The organism is Kitasatospora sp. NPDC001683 (assembly GCF_053596495.1).
In genome coordinates, this window is record NZ_JBSFGK010000074.1 from 19,747 (window position 1) to 39,780 (window position 20,034).

A 20,034-nucleotide genomic window follows, 5' to 3' on the forward strand; every position below is an offset into this window, starting at 1 on the left:
TGGGCGGGCCTGCTGCCCGGGCAACGTTGTCCTCTCCTGTCGGCCCCTCTCCCTTGAAGAGCCGTGAGCCATGGCTGGTTTTGAGTCTTCCCGACCGGTCGAGCCGGACGCACCCCGTAGCGCGGGTGCGGGGCCCCAGGGAGACGGCGCCCGCACGAACCCCGGAGTCGGCGACTCCGTCGACCCGCACGCCCAGCCCCCGAGCCGCCTCCTGCCGACCGGCGAGCCAGGCCGTGAGCCGGACCGCGAGTCGAGTCGTGAGCCGGGCCATGAGCGCACCCGCGAGACGGGTCATGAGCCGTGTGAACCGACCGGTGAGCCGCGCCGCGTACCGGACCGGGAGCGGACCGGTGCCGGCGAGGAGGCACAACCCGCAGTCGCGAGCCCTGGGCGGGCCGAACCCCAGGGTCTCGCGCGCGCTCTGCGCGCCCTCCGCCGTGGCAGCCTGGCCCGGCGCGACCGCCCAGGGCCCCGCCAGCGGCGTGACGGGCACCAGGCCGGCCCCGCGGAGCCTCCGGTGACGGGCCGCCCCGGCCCTGGTGCCGAGCGTCCGGACACGGCGTCCGGCCCGATCGGCGGGCACACCGAGTCGTCGGCGGAGGAAGCGCCCGAGCGCTCCCTCGATCCGGTGTTCCAGCACGGCGTCGTGGTTGGCTTCGACGGCTCGCTGTCGAGCGAGCGCGCCCTCGCCTACGCGGTCGGCATGGCCCGCCGGTCCCAGTGCGGCCTGGTGATCGTGCACGTCGCCAACCGCCTGCCCGCCACGGTCTGGGCAGGCTGTGAACCTCCCGTCTTCGTCGACCTCCCGGACCATCGCACGGAGGTCCTCGGCCTGGAACTGGCCTGCGCGGACTTCCTCGCAGGGGTCCCGTGGATCCTGATCGAGCGGGGCGGCGACATCTGCCACGAGATCGAGGAGGTCGGCCGCGAGTACGCCGCCGACGCGATCGTCGTCGGCACGACGCACGGCCTGCTCGGCAAGATCTTCGGCTCGGTCTCCGGACGGCTGGCGCGGCGGGCCAACCGCCCGGTGATCGTGATCCCCTGAGGGTCTTCGCAGACGCCCGCGAACACCCTCCCCGCTTGCTCCTGACACCTCCTCCGTAGCCGCCGGGCGGCCTCCGCCGCTTCGGGTCGCTCCGCAACATCGATTGCGGAGCGGTGCGTTGACCCGGTGGGCTCGGCTCAGGAGGTGACCATCAGGAAGTGATCGTCACGACGTGACGCCGAGCTCCCGGGCGATGAGCATGCGCTGGACCTCAGACGTGCCCTCCCCGATCTCGAGAATCTTGCAGTCGCGCCAGAAGCGGGCGACCGGGAATTCGTTCATGAAGCCGTACCCGCCGTGGATCTGGGTCGCCTCGCGGGCGTTGTCGACGGCGGCCTCGGACGAGTACAGCTTCGCGATCGAGGCCTCCTTCTTGAACGGTTCGCCGTGCAGCAGCCGGGAAGCGGCGTCCCGCCAGGCCAGGCGGGAGGTGTGGGCGCGCAGCTCCATGTCGGCAAGCTTGAACTGGATGGCCTGGTTGGCACCGATCGGGCGGCCGAAGGCCCGCCGGGTGCCGGCGTACTTGACGGACTCGTCGACGCAGCCCTGGGCCAGGCCGGTGGCCAGGGCCGCGATCGCGATGCGACCCTCGTCGAGGATCCGCAGGAACTGGGCGTAGCCTCGGCCACGCTCGCCCAGCAGGTTGGCCGCGGGAACGCGGCAGTCGGTAAAGGACAGTTCGCGGGTGTCGGATGCGTTCCACCCGACCTTCGAGTACTTCTTCGAGACCTGGAACCCCGGGGTCCCCGTGGGCACGATGATGGAGGAGATCTCCCGTACAGGCGAGCGGAATTCGCCCTCTTCACTCGAACGAGCGATCGGTTCGGTGAGCGCGGTGACGGTGACCAGTCCGGTGATGTCCGTGCCGGAGTTGGTGATGAAGCACTTCGTGCCGTTGATGACCCACTCGTCGGTGGTCTCGTCGTACCGCGCCGTGGTGCGGGTGGCGCCGGCGTCCGAGCCGCCCTCCGGCTCGGTGAGGCCGAAGGCGCCGAGGAGTTCGCCCGAGGTCAGCCGGGGCAGCCACTCGCGCTTCTGCTCCTCCGTGCCGAACCGGTAGATCGGCATCGCGCCGAGCGAGACGGCGGCCTCCAGGGTGATCGCCACCGAGGAGTCGACGCGGGCGAGTTCCTCCAGGGCGAGGCCGAGGGCGAAGTAGTCGCCGCCCATGCCCCCGTACTCCTCCGGGAAGGGCAGGCCGAACAGGCCCATCCGCCCCATCTCGCGGACGATCTCGTACGGGAACTCCTCCCGCTCGTAGAACTCGCCGATCTTCGGCGCCACCACGTCCTGGGCGAACTCGGCGACGGTGCGCCGCAGTTCCTCGTACTCGCTGCTGAGCCGGTGGTCGAGCATCTGATCCTCCTGGTGCCCGGCCGGAGTGGCCGCGGGCATGAGCGGGATGACCGGCGTCCGTCTGACGGTGTGACGGTCGCGCGGTGTGGTTGACGGATGAATGCGGTGCGCGGCGCCGGCCGGACCGAACGGGCGGCCGGCGCCGGTGGGGCGGGCGGGGTCAGCCCCGGGTGGTGCCGAGCAGCGCCTGGACGGTGCGGGAGGGGCTCGGGCGGCCCAGGCGCTCGGCCATCCAGCCACTGGTCGCGACCAGCGCGCGCAGGTCGACGCCGGTCCGGATGCCGAGCCCGTGCAGCATCCACACCAGGTCCTCGGTGGCCAGGTTGCCGGTGGCGCTCTTCGCGTACGGGCAGCCGCCCAGACCGCCCGCCGAGGCGTCCACCGTGGTGACGCCCTCGCGCAGCGCCGCCAGGGTGTTGCTGAGCGCCTGGCCGTAGGTGTCGTGGAAGTGCACGGCGAGCCGGTCGACCGGGACGTCGGCCTTCGCGAAGCCCGCCAGCAGGGCGGCGACCTGGCCGGGGGTGGCCACGCCGATGGTGTCGCCGAGGCTCAGCTCGGTGCAGCCCATCTCCAGCAGCTGGACGCCGTACCGGACCACCTGGTCGACCGGGACGGGGCCCTCCCAGGGGTCGCCGAAGCACATCGAGAGGTAGCCGCGGACCGTGACCCCGGCCTCGGTGGCCCGGGTCACGACCGGGCGGAACATCGCCATGGCCTCGTCCGCCGAGCGGTTGAGGTTGCGCCGGGCGAAGGTCTCGGTGGCGCTGGCGAACACCGCGATGTCGGTGGCGTGGTGGGCGAGCGCGCGGTCGAGGCCGCGCTCGTTGGGCACCAGCACCGGCAGCCGCAGGCCGGGGTGACGCTCGGGCAGGTCGGCGAGCCGGGGCATCAGCTCCTCGGCGTCGGCGAGCTGGGGTACCCATTTCGGGTGAACGAAGCTGGTCGCCTCGACGGTCCGCAGGCCGACGGCGGCCAGTCGACCGATGAACTCCGCCTTGACCTCGACGGGAACGAGGGAGCTCTCGTTCTGCAGCCCGTCCCGCGGTCCGACCTCGTGGATCCGGACCTCCTCGGGCAGGCCGGGGGCGCGGACCGGGTCGGGCAGCCCCAGCTCGAGGGCGTCGGGCTCGTGGGCGGCGGTCTCCTGGGACGTCATGACCGCACCTCCGCGGGCTCGGCGGCCTCCTCGGCCGGGGTGACCACGACCAGCAGGTCCTCCATCGCGACGGTGGCGCCCGCGGCGGCCCGCAGCTCGGCCACCACGCCGTCATGTGGCGCGGCGATCACGTGTTCCATCTTCATGGCCTCCAGCACGAGCAGGGGCTGGCCCTTGCGGACCGTCTCGCCCGCCGTGGTCTTGACGACCGTGACGGTGCCGGGCATCGGGGCGGTCAGGGCGCCGTGGTGCGCGGCGGCGCCGGCGGCGCTCTCGACGACCGGGTCGTAGGCGTGCATCGGCCAGGCGTCGCCCTCGACGCCGAGCCAGGTCACCGGGCCGGCCGTGAGGCCGGGGGTGGCGTCGGTGGCCAGCGCGAAGGCGGTCTGCAGGCCGTCGACGGTCAGGTGCAGCCGGTCGGCCGCCAGGGTCGCGCGGGCCCGGTGCACGGGTCCGGCGTCGAGTCGGAGCTCCACCTCGCGGGTGGGCTCGGGGGAATTGTCAGTGGCGTCGGTTACGTTGCCCGCAGTGATCGAACGGATGCGCACCGAGACCGGGTCCTGGCCGGGGGTACGGAGTCGGTGGGTGGTCCAGGCGGGGGTGCCGCCCAGGCGCCAGCCGGAGGGAAGGGAGAACGGGTCGGTCCAGCCGCCGGGCTCGGCGGCCGGGGTGAGTTCCAGGTGCCGTGCCAGCGCGGCCGCGTAGTAGAGGAGGTGGGCAGGTGACGGCGGTTCGGCCGCCGGGACGTCGCTGCCGTCCGCGGGGCGGGCGGAGCCCGTGGCCCCGGCCGTGTCGGCCGCGTTCGACGGGGCCGCGTTCGACGGGGAGTGAGGCGCGACGAGCAGGGCCGGCTGCTGCTGGGCCGTCTGTTCCACCAGGCCGGTGTCCAGTCGGCCGGCGACGACCTCGGGGTGGGCGAGCAGTCGGCGCAGGAAGCCGGTGTTGGTGGTGACACCCAGGATGCGGGTGTCGGCCAGCGCGGCACGGAGTCGGCGCAGCGCGGTCGGGCGGTCGGGCCCGTACGCGATGACCTTGGCGAGCATGGGGTCGTAGGCGCTGGTGACGACCGTTCCGGGGGCGACCCCGGAGTCGACTCGGATGCCCTCGCCCCGGGGCTCGTCCAGGGTGAGGATGCGACCGCCGGTGGGCAGGAAGTCCCGTTCCGGGTCCTCGGCACAGATGCGGGCCTCGATGGCGTGGCCCAGGAAGGAGACGTCGGACTGGGTGAAGGAGAGCGGCTCGCCCGCGGCGACGCGCAGCTGCCACTCGACCAGGTCCAGTCGGGCCGAGTCCGGACCGACGGCGACGGCGAGTTCGGTGACGGGGTGTTCGACCTGGAGGCGGGTGTTCATCTCCATGAAGAAGAAGTCCCGTACCCCCTCGGCGGCGGAGGCGGGGGCGTCCGGGTCGATGCCGGGGACGATGAACTCCACGGTGCCGGCCCCGGTGTAGCCGCAGGACTGCGCGGCGCGGACGGCCGCGGCGCCCATCGCGGCGCGGGTCTCGTCATTGAGCAGAACGGAGGGTGCCTCTTCGATCAGTTTCTGGTGGCGGCGCTGGAGGCTGCACTCGCGCTCGCCGAGGTGGACGGTGGTGCCGTGGGCGTCGGCGAGCACCTGCACCTCGATGTGGCGCGGTCGGTCGATCCACCGCTCCAACAGCAGGGTGTCGTCGCCGAAGGCGGTCCGGGCGACGCGGCGGGCGGCGCCGATCTCGGTGGGCAGGTCGGCGGGGTCCCGCACCAGGCGCATGCCCTTGCCGCCGCCACCGGCGGAGGGCTTGAGCAGGACCGGGTAACCGATCTCGTCGGCGGCGGCGACGAGTTCCTCGTCGGTGGGCGCGGTGGCCTGGCTGCCGGGGACGACCGGGACGCCGGCGGCCCGTACGGCCTCCTTGGCGTTGATCTTGTCGCCCATCAGCTCGACCGCACTGGGAGGTGGTCCGATGAACACGAGGCCCGCGTCGGCGCAGGCGCGGGCGAAGCCAGGGTTCTCGGCGAGGAAGCCGTAGCCGGGGTGGACGGCCTGGGCGCCGGTGCGGCGGGCGGCGGCGAGGATCTGGTCGGTGCGCAGGTAGGTCTCGGCCGCCGAGCTGTCACTGCGGTCGGCCGGGCCGAGGCGGACCGCGACGTCGGCCTCGCGGACGTGCGGTGCGTCGGCGTCTGCGTCGCTGAACACGGCGACCGAGCGGACACCGAGCCTGCGCAGGGTGCGGATCACCCGCAGCGCGATCTCGCCGCGGTTGGCGACCAGAACTGTGTCGAACATGGGAGGCGTTCCTCCGGGTCGAGGGGAGCCAAAAGAAGGAGGTGGCGGTGGGCGGTCGGGGCGCCGGCCCGGTCGTCGGACCGGCGCCCCGGGAGTCACACCCGGAAGAGACGTCACATGCGGAAGACGCCGTACGGAGCGGGCGGTGCCAGCGGGGCGTTGGCGCAGGCGGTGAGGGCGAGGCCGACGACGGTGCGGGTGTCCATCGGGTCGATCACGCCGTCGTCCCAGAGCCGGGCCGTGGCGTAGTAGGCGTTGCCCTGGCGCTCGTACTGCTCGCGGACCGGGCGCTTGAACTCCTCCTCCGCCTCGGTCGGCCACTCCTCGCCGTGCGCCTCCAGCTGGTCGCGGCGGACGGTGGCCAGCACGGAGGCCGCCTGCTCGCCGCCCATCACGGAGATCTTGGCGCCCGGCCACATCCACAGGAAGCGAGGTGAGTAGGCCCGGCCGCACATCGAGTAGTTGCCGGCTCCGTACGAGCCGCCGATCACCACGGTCAGCTTCGGGACCCGGGTGCAGGCCACGGCGTTGACCATCTTGGCGCCGTGCTTGGCGATGCCGCCCGCCTCGTACTGCCGGCCGACCATGAAACCGGTGATGTTCTGCAGGAAGAGGAGGGGGATGCCGCGCTGGTCGCACAACTCGATGAAGTGGGCGCCCTTGACGGCCGACTCGGAGAACAGCACGCCGTTGTTGGCGACGATGCCGACCGGGTGGCCGTGGATCCGGGCGAAGCCGGTGACCAGGGTCGCGCCGTACTCGGCCTTGAACTCGGCGAAGCGGCTGCCGTCGACCAGCCGGGCGATCACCTCGCGCACGTCGTAGGGCGTGCGCGGATCGACCGGGACTGCGCCGTACAGGCCCGCCGGGTCGACGGTCGGCGGCTCGACCGGGGCGAGCGGCCACGGCTTGGCCGCGCGCGGGCCGAGCTCGGACACGATGGTGCGGACGATGGAGAGGGCGTGGGCGTCGTCCTCGGCCAGGTGGTCCGTCACGCCCGAGGTGCGGGAGTGCAGCTCGCCGCCGCCCAGCTCCTCGGCGGTGACCACCTCGCCGGTGGCGGCCTTCACCAGCGGCGGTCCGCCCAGGAAGATCGTGCCCTGGTTGCGGACGATCACCGCTTGGTCGCTCATCGCCGGGACGTACGCGCCGCCCGCCGTGCACGAGCCGAGTACGGCGGCGATCTGCGGGATGCCCGCGGCCGAGAGCCGGGCCTGGTTGTAGAAGATCCGGCCGAAGTGGTCGCGGTCCGGGAAGACCTCGTCCTGCATCGGGAGGAAGGCGCCGCCGGAGTCCACCAGGTAGATGCAGGGGAGGCGGTTCTCCAGCGCGACCTCCTGGGCGCGCAGGTGCTTCTTCACCGTCATCGGGTAGTAGGTGCCGCCCTTGACGGTGGCGTCGTTGGCGACCACCACCACCTCGCGTCCGGCGACCCGGCCGATGCCGGCGATCACCCCGGCCGCAGGCGCCGCCCCGTCGTACATCCCGTCGGCGGCCAGCGGCGCCAGCTCAAGGAAGGGCGAGGCCGGGTCGAGCAGGGTGTCCACCCGGTCGCGGGGGAGGAGCTTGCCGCGTGACGTGTGCCGGGCGCGGGCCTTGGCGCCCCCGCCGAGGGCGGCGGTGTCGAGCTTCGCGCGCAGTTCGGCGACCAGGGCCTGGTGCGCCTCGGTGTTGGCCTGGTAGGCCGCGGAGCCCGGGTCGGCGGAGGTGCCGAGCCGGGGCGCCGGAGCGGCGGCTCCCGGCGGTACGGCACCCGATGCCGTCGCGGTGCCGGTCGCTGCGCTGAGCCGGACGCCGGAGGGTGCGCCGGTGGTTGAGATGACCATTCCCAAGAGCTCCCTTGCCCTCGGCAGCAGGTGGGCGGGCCGAGTGCGGTTCGCCCGTGATTCCCACGTTAATTAACGTTAACTTACGCGCACAGGTTAACGGCCGATAACCCCACTGTCTACGATGGGCAGCATGCCGAACGTCCCCGCAGCCTCCGCGCTCCCACGCCGTGACCAGATCCGCCGGGAGGCCGCGCGACTGTTCGCGGCCCGGGGCTTCCTCGGCGTGGGCGTGGACGAGATCGGCAAGGCCGTCGGCATCAGCGGCCCCGGCCTCTACCGGCACTTCGCCGGCAAGGACGCGATGCTGGCCGACCTGCTGATCGGCATCAGCGAGCGCCTGCTGGAGGAGGGGCGCCGCCGGGCGGGCGGCGGCGACGGCCCGGCCGCCGCGCTGGACGCGCTGATCAGCGGCCATGTCGACTTCGCGCTGAACGACCGCGACCTGATCACCCTGCACGACCGCGAGCTGCTGAACCTCAAGGAGGAGGACCGCCGCACGGTCCGTCGGCTCCAGCGCGGCTACGTCGAGCTCTGGGTGGACGTGGTCCGGCAGGCCCACCCGCCCCTCGCCGCCCCCGCCGCCGAGCCGATGGCGCGGGCCGCCGTGCACGCGGTCTTCGGCCTGATCAACTCGACCCCCCACAGTCTCGGCCCGAACCCGGCCCAGGGCGAGCGCGCCGGTCTGCAGCGCGACGGCATGGCCGCGCTGCTGCACACCCTCGCCCACGGCGCTTTCGCGGCCGCCGCGGACTCCGCGGCCACCGACTCGGCCGCTGCGATTGGTGGCGCGACGGCCAATCCCGCGCCCGAGTCCGCCTGACGCCGGGCGCGCGTAGTCCAAGGCCCGGAGCGCCCGGGGCCTTCGGAGTGCCTTCGGGGCAACCGAGTCTCCGAACCTCGACCGAACGCCCGAGCCCCCGGCTCCCGGCGTGCACCGGACCGGCTCACCGTCGGCCCTAGGTCCAAAGGACGGCGCCCGTCCGCCCCCGGCCGCTGGGCGTACGGCGAGTCGTCGGCGACCCTTGGGGCAGGGGCGGGCCATCGGGTCGCAGTTGTGTTCGACTGGGAATCACCGCAGGCGACGGGCTGTTGCCCAGTCCGCCGGACCGGACGATCCGGGCCGCCCCGGCACCAGCCCCGACCGCCTCCCGCGGCCGGAAAAGCCATGGCGGCCACTCGACGAAATGGTTAGCATCCCTAAATATGCCCGAGACTCACGGATCCATGGTGGAGCAATCCCCGAGCGGCTCACCCGCCCCCGGCCCGAACTCGGAGGGCCCCGGCGACAGCCCGCAAACCGCCGACGCGCGCCCCGAGCTGAGCGAGACCGCGAAGCCGAGCGGGAACGCGAAGCCGAGCGGGACCGCGAAGCCGAGCGATGACACCGGGCCGAGCGACAACGCCGAGCGGATCGCGGACGGGGCCCCGAGCGTGGACCCGGCCCCGAGCGCGGACGCAACCCGGAGTGCGGAAACGCCGGCCGGGACCGACGGCTGGCTGCGCCGCCTGATCGGCTACAGCTGGCGGTCCCGCCGCAGCCTGCTGCTCGCCTTCGGCGCCTCGCTGCTCGGCATGGCCGTCACCGCGCTGGTGCCGCTGGTCACCAAGCTGATCATCGACGACGTCATCGTCGCCCACACCCGCTCGCTGACCCCGTGGGCAGTGGTGCTGCTGCTCGCCGCCGTCGTGGTCTTCGGTTGCACCCAGGTCCGTCGCTACTACGGCGGCCAGCTCGCCCTCGACGTCCAGCACGACATGCGCAGCGACCTGTTCCGCTCGCTCGGCCGGCTCGACGGTCACCGCCAGGACCGCCTGGACACGGGCCAGGTGGTGGGACGCGCGACCTCCGACCTCCAGCTGATCAACGGTCTGCTCTCGATGCTGCCGATGATGACCGGCTACCTGCTGATGTTCGTGATGTCGCTGGGCGTGATGGTCTGGCTGTCCGCGCCGCTGACCCTGATCGCCCTGGTCATGGCCCCCGCGCTGTGGTGGGTCAGCGTGCTCAGTCGAAAGCGCCTGTTCCCGGCCACCTGGGCCGCCCAGCAGGAGGCGGCCGCCGTCGCGGGCGTGGTGGACGGTGCGATCGGTGGCGTCCGGGTGGTCAAGGGCTTCGGCCAGGAGGTTCAGGAGCAGGACAAGCTGGAGCTGGCCTCCCGCAACCTGTTCGCCGCCCGGCTCCGGTCGATACGCCTCAACGCCCGCTACAACCCGGCTATGCAGGCGATCCCGGCCCTCGCCCAGGTCGCGGTGCTGGCCTTCGGCGGTTGGCTGGCCGTCGACGGGAGGGTCTCGCTCGGGACGTTCGTCGCCTTCTCCACCTACGTCGCGCAGATGACCGGTCCGGTGCGGATGCTGACCATGGTGATCACGGTCGGCCAGCAGGCCCGGGCGGGCGTCGAGCGCGTCCTGCAGCTGATCGACGAGCGCCCGCTGGTCCAGGAGCGCCCGGGCGCGCTCAGCCTGGACCTCACCCAGGACGGCAACACCGCGGACGACGCCCCGAACGACGGCTCGGCCGGCCCCCGCACCTCCGACGTCGCCCTGGAGTTCGACCAGGTCGAGTTCCGTTACGACCCGGAGCACCCCGCCCCCGTCCTGCACGGCCTCAGCCTGAAGCTGGCCCCCGGCGAGACCCTCGCCCTGGTCGGTGCGTCCGGCTCCGGCAAGTCGACGGTGGCCCAGCTGGTGCCCCGCTTCTACGACCCGGCGGCCGGCGCCGTCCGTCTCTACGGCCACGACCTGCGCGACCTCACCCTGGACTCGGTCCGCGCGGCGGTCGGCATCGTTCCCGAGGAGAGCTTCCTCTTCTCCGAGTCGGTCCGCACCAACATCGCCTACGGCCGCCCGGACGCCACCGACGAGCAGATCGTCGCCGCCGCGCGCGCCGCCCAGGCCGACGAGTTCGTCCGCGCGCTGCCGGACGGTTACGAGACCAAGGTCGGCGAGCAGGGCCTGACCCTGTCCGGTGGTCAGCGCCAGCGCATCGCCCTGGCCCGGGCGATCCTCACCGATCCCCGGATCCTGCTGCTGGACGATGCCACCTCGGCCGTCGACCCGCAGGTCGAGGCGGAGATCCACGACGCGCTGCGCTCCGTGATGACCGGCCGCACCACCCTGCTGATCGCCCACCGCCGCTCGACCCTCCAGCTCGCCGACCGGATCGCCGTGCTGGACCGCGGCCGACTGCTGGACCTCGGCACGCACGAGGAACTCGAAGCCCGATGTCCCCAGTACCGGGCCCTGATCACCGACCCCGAGGCTGGCCGGGCCCCCGAGCGGCAGAGCCCGCAGACCCAGCAGCGCGAGCAGACCCAGCAGCCCGAGCAGACCCAGCAGCCCGAGCAGCGCGAGCAGACCCAGCAGCCCGAGCAGCCCGAGCAGCCCGAGCAGACCCAACAGCCCGAGCAGCCCGCACAGGCCGAACAGCAGAAGCAGCAGGAACCGCAGCAGGAACGGGAACAGGGACAGCCCGAGCAGAAGACTCCCGAGCTCCCCACCCCCGCCCTCGCGAAGGCGGCCCGCACCGCCGACCCCGATCTGCTGGCCAAGGTCGCCGCGCTCCCGCCGGCCGCCGACGTCCCCGCCGTTCCCCGCGCCGAGGCGGAGGCCGGCGACCCCGACTTCAGCCTCGGTCGCCTGCTGCGGCCCTTCCGCGTTCCCCTGCTCCTCGCCCTCCTGCTGGTCACCCTCGACGCCGCCGCCGGGCTGGTGCTGCCGGTGCTGATCCGGCACGGCATCGACGAGGGCGTCCGCAAGAGCCTGATGTCCGGCGTCGCGGTGGCCTCGATCACCGCGCTGGTCGTCGTCCTGCTGGACTGGCTGGTGCAGAGCGCCGAGAACCGGGTCAGCGGCCGTACCGGTGAGCGCGTGCTGTACACCCTCCGGCTCAAGATCTTCGCCCACCTCAACCGGCTCGGTCTGGACTACTACGAGCGCGAGCTGACCGGCCGGATCATGACCCGGATGACCACCGACCTGGATTCGCTGACCTCCTTCCTGCAGACCGGCATGGTCACCGCCGTGGTCAGCCTGCTGACCTTCGCCGGGATCTTCGTGGCCCTGCTGGTCATCGACGCCGGCCTGGCCCTGGTGGTCTTCGCCGTACTGCCGCTGCTGGTGATCGCCACCCTGGTGTTCCGGAAGAAGTCCAAGGACCAGTACGAGCGCTCCCGCGACCTGATCAGCACCGTCAACGCGGACCTGCAGGAGAACGTGGCCGGCATGCGGATCGTCCAGGCCTTCCGCCGCCTGGACACCAACACCGACCGCTTCGTGGCCCGCGGGATCGCCTACCGGGAGGCCCGGGTCCGCGCCCAGCTCTACATCTCGCTGTACTTCCCGTTCGTCCAGTTCCTCTCCAGCGTGGCGGCCGCACTGGTGCTGATCGTCGGTGCCGCCCGGGTGGACGCGGGGACGCTGACGGTCGGCGCGCTGGTCGCGTACCTGCTCTACATCGACCTGTTCTTCGCCCCGGTCAACCAGCTGTCCCAGGTGTTCGACGGCTACCAGCAGGCCTCCGTCGGCCTAGGCCGGATCCGCGAGCTGCTGCGCACCCCGACCACCACGGCGGAGGCGGCGGACCCGGTCCAGGTGGCCGGGGCGCTGCGCGGCGAGATCAGCTTCGAGGGCGTCGGCTTCGCCTACAACGGCGGCGCGGACGGTGCCCCGGACGTGTTGAGCGGCGTCGACCTGCGGATACCCGCCGGTCAGACGGTGGCGCTGGTGGGCGAGACCGGCGCGGGCAAGTCGACGCTGGTCAAGCTGGTCGCCCGGTTCTACGACGCCACCGAGGGCACCGTCCGGGTGGACGGCGTGGACCTCACCCGCTACGACCTGGCCCAGTACCGTCACCGCCTGGGCGTGGTGCCGCAGGAGGCGTACCTGTTCGCGGGCACGGTCCGGGAGGCGATCGCGTACGGCCGGCCGGATGCCTCGGCGGCCGAGGTGGAGGCGGCGGCCCGGGCGGTCGGCGCCCACGACATGATCGTCCGGCTGTCGGGCGGCTACGACCACGAGGTCGCGGGCCGTGGGCGGAACCTTTCGGCGGGCCAGCGCCAGCTGATCGCGCTGGCCCGGGCCGAGCTGGTCGACCCGGACATCCTGCTGCTGGACGAGGCCACCGCGGCGCTCGACCTGGCCACCGAGGCCGCGGTCAACCAGGCCGCGGACCGGCTCAGCGGCGGTCGCACCACGCTGGTCATCGCCCACCGCCTGACCACCGCCGAACGCGCCGACCGGGTGATCGTGCTGGACCACGGCCGGGTGGTCGAGGACGGCACGCACACCGAACTGCTCGCCCTGGGCGGTACGTACGCCCGGCTCTGGCACGCGTTCATCGCGGACGGCCACCCGGCACCGGCCGAGACCGTCGCCGCCGGGTAGCGGCCCGGACCTGCTGGCCCGGGCAGGGCCGGCGGGACCGGCGGACGGACACCATCCGAACACGGACCGTCCGCCGACCCGCCGACCCACCGCCCCATCGACCGCCGGTCAGTCAGGCGGCGATCAGCGAGGCCAGCAGCCCCGAGGCGTCGATCCCGCGCGGCAGGTCGCTCACCTGCCCGTCCCCGACCTCCACCACCCGCCAGCCGGAGCCGTCGGCCCGGCTGGCGAGGTCGGTGGTGACGAAGCGGCAGCCGAGTCTTCGCACCAGCGCGGGGACCTCGGTGAGGTCGGGATCGACCTGCAGGTGCGGCGCGTCCGGGTGCGGCCCGACCAGGATCGGCCGCCCGTCCAGCCACCACACCCGGGCCTCCACCGCCTGCCGGTCGCCGCCCCCGCCACCCTCGCCGCTCGCGCCCTCGTCCGGTCCGGCCGCGCGCTCGAACTCCTCGTACCGTCGCAGCACCACCCCGCCGGCCAGGAACTCGCCCTGGAGCTCGACGAACCGTCCGACCACTCGGCTGACGGCCGCCAGGTCCGCCAAGTCCGGTACGTAGCAGGCCTCGTGCCACTCGTGCTTGCGCGACTTCACGTAGTCCTTGACGATCGCCGGCCCGCTCCCGCCGAGCCGGGCCACGGCCTCCGCCAGCTCCTCCGGCGTGGGCGGCACCCCCCTGGTGGTCGGGATCCAGACACTGGGTGGGGTCGCCCCCTCGAACGCCCCGTACCAGCCGGGCAGTTCGTGTGCCGCCGCGTAACCGGGCGGGCTGGTCAGCAGGTTGCCGCCGCGGTCGGTGAGCACGGCGGCGAACTCGGCGTACCGGGCGGAGGGAAGCATCCAGCCCCGGTACCAGAGCGGTCCGCTGCCGCGGGGCACCTGCCGGACCGCCTCCTCGGCGCGCCCGGCGAGCAGCGCGTCGTGGTCGACCAGGTGGTGCTCGCCGCCCAACTCCCGCACCAGCCTGGCCTCCCAGGCGAAGTGCGGATCGGGCCGGCGCGGGTTGAGCGGATCGGCGGGGAAGAGCATCGAGGGTACGGGCATGGCGGTCAGGGTACGGCCAGCGGACCGCCCGCGACCCCGACCGGCGCAGGTCCGTCCGGCCCCCGGGCCCCGGTAACGTCCCGATCGGACGGCCGGGCCGGGGAATCCGGTCGACGCCTGGGCCGGGCGCTGCCAGAGTGTCCCGATGCGAAGACTGCTGCGACCGCGCAAACGCGTCCCTCGCCAGGCCGCCCGCACCGTGGTCCTGGACCAGAACGGCTCGGTGTTCCTGCTCCGCTCGGACAACGACGAGGTCGGCGTCCACTGGACCATGCCGGGCGGCGGGCTGGAACCGGGCGAGACCCCGCAGCTCGGCGCCCGGCGCGAGCTGTGGGAGGAGACCGGCTGGACCGACCTCGAACCCGGACCGCTGCTCTGCACCTGGGAGCACGACTTCACCTGGCACGGCACCCCGGTCCGCCAGCACGAGCACATCTACCTCACCAGCGGACCGCACCGCGGCCCGGTCGGCGACGTCAGCGCGGTGCACGCCGAGGACCGGATCCTCGACTGGCGCTGGTGGACCCCGGCCGACCTCGCCGACCAGAACGCCGACGCGCTCTGGCCGCCCCGGCTCCCGGAGTTGCTGGACGCGGTCCGTACGGGCTGGGCGATCGACGGTCGACCCCCGGTGCCCGTCGACCTCGGCTACATCCCGAACGCCCGTTAGCCGCCCTTCGCTTGCCCGACACGCCCGCTACGTCCGACATGCCCGCTACGCCGGCTAGCCGCGCCCGCCGCGCCGCGGTCGCCCGGGCGGGCCGGGCTCCCAGCCGTGCAGGTCCAGTTCCCGGTCGTGCAGCGCCCAGGGGTTCATCAGCACTGTCAGCTGGGCCCCGGTCAGCTGCTCGACGGTGAGGCCGGTCTCGACGACCAACTGCTCGGTCGACACCGAGACGGCGATGGCGGGACGCCAGGAGGGCAGCACGACCAGGCTGGTCCCGCGCCCGACCCGGATCGGCTCCGCCGCCGCCCGGACCGGTGTCCGTTCCTCCGGGCGGCCGACGGCCTCCGGCTGGACCGGGCTGCCGCCGATCAGGATGCCGAGCGGCGGGACGGCCCGGGACTCCTCGGACCCACCACCGGCCACGGACCAGGCGTCCGAACCGGCTGCCGGGGGCGTGCGGTCGGCCACCACCCGCGGTACACCGGTCAGTTCACCCGCCCGCCCAGCACCGCGCGGCTCCGCCCCGGTCGGGTGGGTGGCGGCCGTCTCCCGTGCGGTCGCCTCCTGCCCGGTCCGGTCGGCCCGGGGGTGCATCCGGCGCAGCCGGCGGGAGGGGGACGGCCGCCGCGAGCCGAGGCTCCGCACCTCCTCCCGCATCGAATCGCGCATCGATTCCCGGGAGGCCTCGCGCGCCGACCGCGGCGCCGGTGCTGGCCGGTTGCCCTCGGACGGTGCGGCCGTCTGCTGGAACCGGACGAACCCCGGCCCGGTCTCGCCGAACGGTGCGCCGGTAGCGGCCTCCCCACCCCTGCCCCCGGTCTCCTCGTCCCCGTCCCCATCTCCGTCCCCGGCCTCGCCGAGCAGCGCCCGTACCTCCGCCACCGACCGGCGGCACGCGGCCGCCAGCTCGGCGAGCGAGCGCCCTCCGGCGCGCGCGGCCCGCAGCCGGTCGGCGAACGCCGCCCGAAGCCGGTCCGCCGTCGCATCGCCGCCTGCCGCGGTGCTGTCCCTCGCATCGCCGCCCACCGCAGAGCCGCCCGCCGCAGCAAGGCGGAGCTGCGCCTCGACGTCCTCCGGGGTGCGCGGCTGCGGCACCGAGTCGTGGCGGGCCGGAGCGCCGGCCGCGCAGGTCGTACCGGTCGGGCCGCCTTCGGCTGCCGTGGCGATCGAGCAGACCGGTGCCCCCGGAATCCCCGCCCCGGCCGCGCCGGGCGGTGCGTCGGCCGGTGCGTCGGCCGGTGGCGAAGAGCCCGCGGGCGGGCCGGGCAGGGCGGGGTCGGCGGAGGTGGGATGGAGCGAGGTCATCGGCGGGCCCTTCGGGGGACGGTCCCGACGATCCTCCCGCACGGCGCGACCAGCTCCAAGCGTCATTCCCGGGCGTGTGCCCGAGAGCACGACGGGATTTCCGGGAGATCGATGGTGCCCCCTACCAGGCGTATCGGCTCAACTGCCGGGCGCTACGAAGCCCTTGCGGTCGGCGAGCACCGCGTAGGCCGCCGTGACGCCGTGCCGAGGAACCAGGCCTCGTCCGAAACCGGCCGGGCCTGACCGGACTTGACCGCGCCGAGCGTCTTCCAGAGCGCGCCGCCGAGCATGCGTCCTGGCTGGTCGAACCCGTGCTGCCGTACCCGCCGTAGAAGATCCAGTCGGCGTCGGCCTGGTCGACCTGCTCCGGGCTGACCTCCACCGCAAGCTCCTCGACCTGCTCGATCTTCGGCTGCGGCAGCGGCACGTCGGTGGCGATGGTGCCGATGAAGGAGAGCTCGGCGTAGAGCCTGGTCCGGCCGGGCATGAAGCGCAGCGGTGTGATGTCCCCCGACTACGGCAGCGGCGAGGTGTTCGTCATCGGTGTCGGCATCCTGCTGCCCGGCGCCGCACTGACGACCTGATACGGCCTGACCCGACCGGAGCTCTTCCGTGGCGAGACGCTGCGCAAGGACACCCCGCCCTGGTGGTGGAGGACTGACGCTATCGTGGGAGGCATGAAGCGCTTCGTGGGCCTGTGCTGGTGGCCGTCCTAGGACGGCCACCGCATCTGCCTGACCAGGGCCGTCCGGGATGGACGGCCCTGTTGCGTTTCCCACGGGACGGGCCCCTCGCCCTGGACGGCCGCCATCACCGCCGCCGTACCGAGGGAGAAACCCCGATGACCACCACCGACCGCGCCACCACCGACCGCGCCACCACCGACCGCGCCACCACCGACCGCGCCACCACCGACCGCGCCGACGCCGACCGCGCCGACGCCGAGCTGACGGCCACCTCCGTCCTGACGGCCGCCGACCTGAACGCCGACCCCGGCGCCCACCGCGTCCTCACCGGGGACCGCCCCACCGGCCCGCTCCACCTCGGCCACTACTTCGGCACCCTGCAGAACCGGGTCCGGCTCCAGGACCAGGGCGTCGAGATGTTCGTCCTGGTCGCCGACTACCAGGTCATCACCGACCGGGACGTCGCCGACCGGCTCGCCGAGCACACCGAGAACCTCGTCCTCGACTACCTCGCGGCCGGTCTCGACCCCGAACGGGCCACGATCTTCGCGCACAGCGCGGTCCCCGCCCTCAACCAGCTGCTGCTGCCCTTCCTCAGCCTGGTCAACGTCGCCGAACTGAGCCGCAACCCCACCGTCAAGGACGAGATCGCCCACTCCAGCCAGGCCGCCGTCAGCGGACTGATGTTCACCTACCCCGTCCACCAGGCAGCCGACATCCTGTTCTGCAAGGCCGACCTCGTCCCGGTGGGGCAGGACCAGCTGCCCCACCTCGAGGTGGCCCGCACCGTCGCCCGCCGCTTCAACGAGCGCTACCCGCACGCCGACGGCAGCGCCGTCTTCCCCCGCCCCCGGGCCCTGCTCTCCGACGCCCCGATGCTGCTCGGCACGGACGGCGGCAAGATGAGCAAGAGCCGCGGCAACGCCATCCCCCTCGGCGCCGACGAGGACGAGACCTCCCGGATCATCCGTGGCGCCAAGACCGATGCCGAACGCCGCATCACCTACGATCCGACCGGCCGCCCCGAGGTCTCCGGCCTCGTCCTGCTCGCCGCGCTCTGCCAGGACCGCCTCCCGGAGGCGATCGCCGAGGAGATCGGCGACGGCGGCGCGGCCGCCCTCAAGCGCACCGTCACCGAGTCCGTCAACGAGTACTTCCGCCCGCTGCGCGCCCGCCGGGCCGAGCTCGCCGCCGACCGCGGCCACCTGCGGCAGGTCCTGCGCGCCGGCGCCGAGCGAGCCAACGCCATCGCCGACGCCACCCTCGCCGAGGTGCGGGAGGTGATGGGCGCGGTCTGAAGAACCCTCAACCCGCCCGGTCCCTCCCCGGTCCAGCCACCCAGGGACATCGGCCGGTCGACCCGCGGGCATATCGTCACCGGGCGGCCTCGATCACACCCCGAGGCCGCCCGCAGCCCGCCCTCTTCCCCGAAAGGCCCGGTCCATGGACCCGCAACCCACCACGCCCGGCCAGGGACTGACCCGCCCGCCGCACCTGCGACCCGGCGACCACATCGCCGTCGTCGCCCCCAGCGGCCCGATCGACCCCCAGCGGCTCAGCGCCGGCTGCGCGATCCTCCGCTCCTGGGGCCTGCGTGTCACCGTCGCCCCGCACGTCCTCGACACCCACCCCGTCCTCGGCTACCTGGCCGGCACCGACGCCGACCGCGCCGCCGACCTCCAGGGCGTCTGGCTCGACCCCACCGTCGACGCCGTCATCTGCGCCCGCGGCGGCTACGGCGTTCACCGCATCGTCGACCTGCTCGACTGGACCGCGATGCGCGCCGCCCGGCCCAAGCCCCTCATCGGCTTCAGCGACGTCAGCTCCCTGCACGAGGCCTTCGCCCAGCGTCTCGGCCTCGCCACCCTGTACGGGCCGCTGGCCTCCGCTGCCTCCTTCGTGAACGACGGCCCGACGGCCGAACACCTGCGCCGGACCCTCTTCGAACCCGCCACCACCACCGTCCTCACCTCGCCCACCGCCACCGCACTCGTCCCCGGCCGCGCCCACGGCGTCACCGCCGGAGGCTGCGTCCACGTCCTCGTGGCCGAGCGCGGCACGCCCGCAGCCCGCCCCTCCTTCGAGGGCAGCATCCTGATCCTCGAGGACGTGAACGAGCACCCGTACCAGCTCGACCGCCTGCTCACCCAGTTCCTGCGCTCCGGCGCCCTCGACGGCGTGGCCGGCATAGTCCTCGGCTCCTGGGAGGGCTGCGGACGGCCCGAACGGGTCCGGGACGTGATGCTCGACCGCCTCGGCGGGCTCGGCGTGCCCGTGATCTGGGAACTGGGCTTCGGCCACTGCCCGTCCACCCTCACCGTCCCGCTCGGCGTCCCGGCCCTGCTCGACGCGGACGCCGGCACCCTCACCCTGGACCTGCCCGCCCTCGCCCCTACCCCTGCCTCTGCTGCCTCTGCGCCTGCCGTTGCCTGAACCGACGGCAGGGCCCGGGTGAGTGAGTAGGGTGCGGCCATGAACGAGGACCGCCTCACCGCCCTTGCCCTCGGACTCCTCCGCGGCCCGGGCAGCAACGCCCGTACGATCCTCGGACTTGCCGGCCCGCCCGGAGCCGGCAAGTCCACCCTGGCCCGCCATCTGGTCGCCGAGGTCGAACGCGTCGAAGGCCCCGGCACCGCCGCCTACCTCCCGCTCGACGGCTTCCACCTCTCGGCCGCCCAGCTCGACCGCCTCGGCCTGACCCACCGCAAGGGCGCCCCGGCCACCTTCGACGCCCACGGCTACGTCGCCCTGCTGCGCCGGGTCGCCGCCGACCGCTTCCAGGACATCTACGTCCCCGACTTCGACCGCACCCTGGACGAGCCGGTCGCCGCCCGCCACGTCGTCCGCCCGCATACCCGGCTGGTCATCACCGAGGGCAACTACCTCGCCGCCACCGAAAACCCCTGGCCGGACGTCCGCCGACTGCTGCGCGAACTCTGGTACGTCGACACCGAGGACACCGTCCGTCAAGAACGTCTGCTCCGCCGGCACCGCGACGTCGGCCGCGACGAGGCCACCGCCCTGCGCTGGGTCACCGCCAACGACCACCCCAACGGCGAGTACGTGAAACAGGGCCGCGCACTCTGCACGCGGGCGGTTCCCGGAACCGGTTTGCCTCAGGATCCGCAGAGGGGTAGTGTTTCCTAGTCGCTCGGCAGGGAGCACCGGACACGCGTCTGCGCGGACGGTCCCGGAGCGGCCAATCCTCTGAAACACCACTTCTCGGCTCGTGCCGGTCGTTTCGCGTTTTCGCGTCGCGGCTCGGCGCGTATTCGGCGTGCGCGTTTTATCGG

13 protein-coding genes are annotated in these 20,034 nt (G+C 73.4%); 7 read left to right on the top strand and 6 right to left on the bottom strand.

All coding sequences use genetic code 11. The annotated features are described in order from the left end of the window. Positions 1 to 571 precede the first annotated feature (571 nt). Positions 572 to 1,048 carry a universal stress protein gene (locus tag ACWCYO_RS30535; protein WP_270151245.1) on the top strand — a complete coding sequence of 159 codons (477 nt, stop codon included), beginning with the start codon at positions 572 to 574 and terminating at the stop codon, positions 1,046 to 1,048. 165 nt (positions 1,049 to 1,213) lie between these two features. On the opposite strand, the gene ACWCYO_RS30540 is transcribed toward ACWCYO_RS30535, so the two are convergent. The 4 genes from ACWCYO_RS30540 to ACWCYO_RS30555 form a co-directional block, all read right to left on the bottom strand. Beyond that, positions 1,214 to 2,404 carry an acyl-CoA dehydrogenase family protein gene (locus ACWCYO_RS30540; RefSeq protein ID WP_449786006.1) on the bottom strand — a complete coding sequence of 397 codons (1,191 nt, stop codon included), beginning with the start codon at positions 2,402 to 2,404 and terminating at the stop codon, positions 1,214 to 1,216. 160 nt (positions 2,405 to 2,564) lie between these two features. Further along, positions 2,565 to 3,560, bottom strand: coding sequence for a hydroxymethylglutaryl-CoA lyase (locus tag ACWCYO_RS30545; RefSeq protein ID WP_270146838.1), 996 nt, complete (start codon positions 3,558 to 3,560; stop codon positions 2,565 to 2,567). After that, complete coding sequence (locus ACWCYO_RS30550) at positions 3,557 to 5,827, bottom strand: ATP-binding protein (RefSeq protein WP_270146840.1); 2,271 nt, start codon at positions 5,825 to 5,827, stop codon at positions 3,557 to 3,559. The genes ACWCYO_RS30545 and ACWCYO_RS30550 overlap by 4 nt, the downstream gene beginning before the upstream one ends. 113 nt (positions 5,828 to 5,940) lie before the next feature. Next, the gene (locus ACWCYO_RS30555; RefSeq protein WP_270146842.1) at positions 5,941 to 7,653 is read right to left on the bottom strand and encodes a carboxyl transferase domain-containing protein; all 1,713 of its coding nucleotides are present in this window, start codon (positions 7,651 to 7,653) and stop codon (positions 5,941 to 5,943) included. 133 nt (positions 7,654 to 7,786) lie between these two features. Here ACWCYO_RS30555 and ACWCYO_RS30560 point away from each other — a divergent pair, with 133 nt between their 5' ends. Both ACWCYO_RS30560 and ACWCYO_RS30565 read left to right on the top strand, forming a co-directional pair. Beyond that, entirely contained in the window at positions 7,787 to 8,476 is a 690-nt protein-coding gene (locus ACWCYO_RS30560; RefSeq protein WP_449786007.1) for an SACE_7040 family transcriptional regulator, read from the top strand. Positions 8,477 to 8,880: 404 nt separating this feature from the next. Then, a complete protein-coding gene (locus ACWCYO_RS30565; protein ID WP_449786008.1) occupies positions 8,881 to 13,041 on the top strand; it encodes an ABC transporter ATP-binding protein in 4,161 nt (1,386 codons plus the stop codon). 112 nt (positions 13,042 to 13,153) lie between these two features. On the opposite strand, the gene ACWCYO_RS30570 is transcribed toward ACWCYO_RS30565, so the two are convergent. Next, positions 13,154 to 14,083: an ATP-grasp domain-containing protein gene (locus ACWCYO_RS30570; RefSeq protein ID WP_449786009.1), complete on the bottom strand. Its 930-nt coding sequence runs from the start codon at positions 14,081 to 14,083 to the stop codon at positions 13,154 to 13,156. 145 nt (positions 14,084 to 14,228) lie between these two features. On the opposite strand from ACWCYO_RS30570, the gene ACWCYO_RS30575 reads away from it, so the two are divergent. Continuing rightward, a complete protein-coding gene (locus tag ACWCYO_RS30575) occupies positions 14,229 to 14,753 on the top strand; it encodes an NUDIX hydrolase (protein WP_270146849.1) in 525 nt (174 codons plus the stop codon). A gap of 54 nt (positions 14,754 to 14,807) precedes the next feature. Here the strand turns inward: ACWCYO_RS30575 and ACWCYO_RS30580 are convergent, their stop codons facing one another. Continuing rightward, a complete protein-coding gene (locus ACWCYO_RS30580) occupies positions 14,808 to 16,055 on the bottom strand; it encodes a hypothetical protein (protein ID WP_449786010.1) in 1,248 nt (415 codons plus the stop codon). Positions 16,056 to 16,896: 841 nt separating this feature from the next. On the opposite strand from ACWCYO_RS30580, the gene trpS reads away from it, so the two are divergent. The 3 genes from trpS to ACWCYO_RS30595 all read left to right on the top strand — a co-directional run bounded on the left by trpS (position 16,897) and on the right by ACWCYO_RS30595 (position 19,888). Beyond that, a complete protein-coding gene (trpS, locus tag ACWCYO_RS30585; RefSeq protein ID WP_449786011.1) occupies positions 16,897 to 18,039 on the top strand; it encodes a tryptophan--tRNA ligase in 1,143 nt (380 codons plus the stop codon). 145 nt (positions 18,040 to 18,184) lie between these two features. After that, a complete protein-coding gene (locus ACWCYO_RS30590) occupies positions 18,185 to 19,174 on the top strand; it encodes a S66 peptidase family protein (protein ID WP_449786012.1) in 990 nt (329 codons plus the stop codon). Positions 19,175 to 19,213: 39 nt separating this feature from the next. Further along, entirely contained in the window at positions 19,214 to 19,888 is a 675-nt protein-coding gene (locus tag ACWCYO_RS30595; protein ID WP_449786013.1) for a nucleoside/nucleotide kinase family protein, read from the top strand. Positions 19,889 to 20,034: the final 146 nt, after the last annotated feature.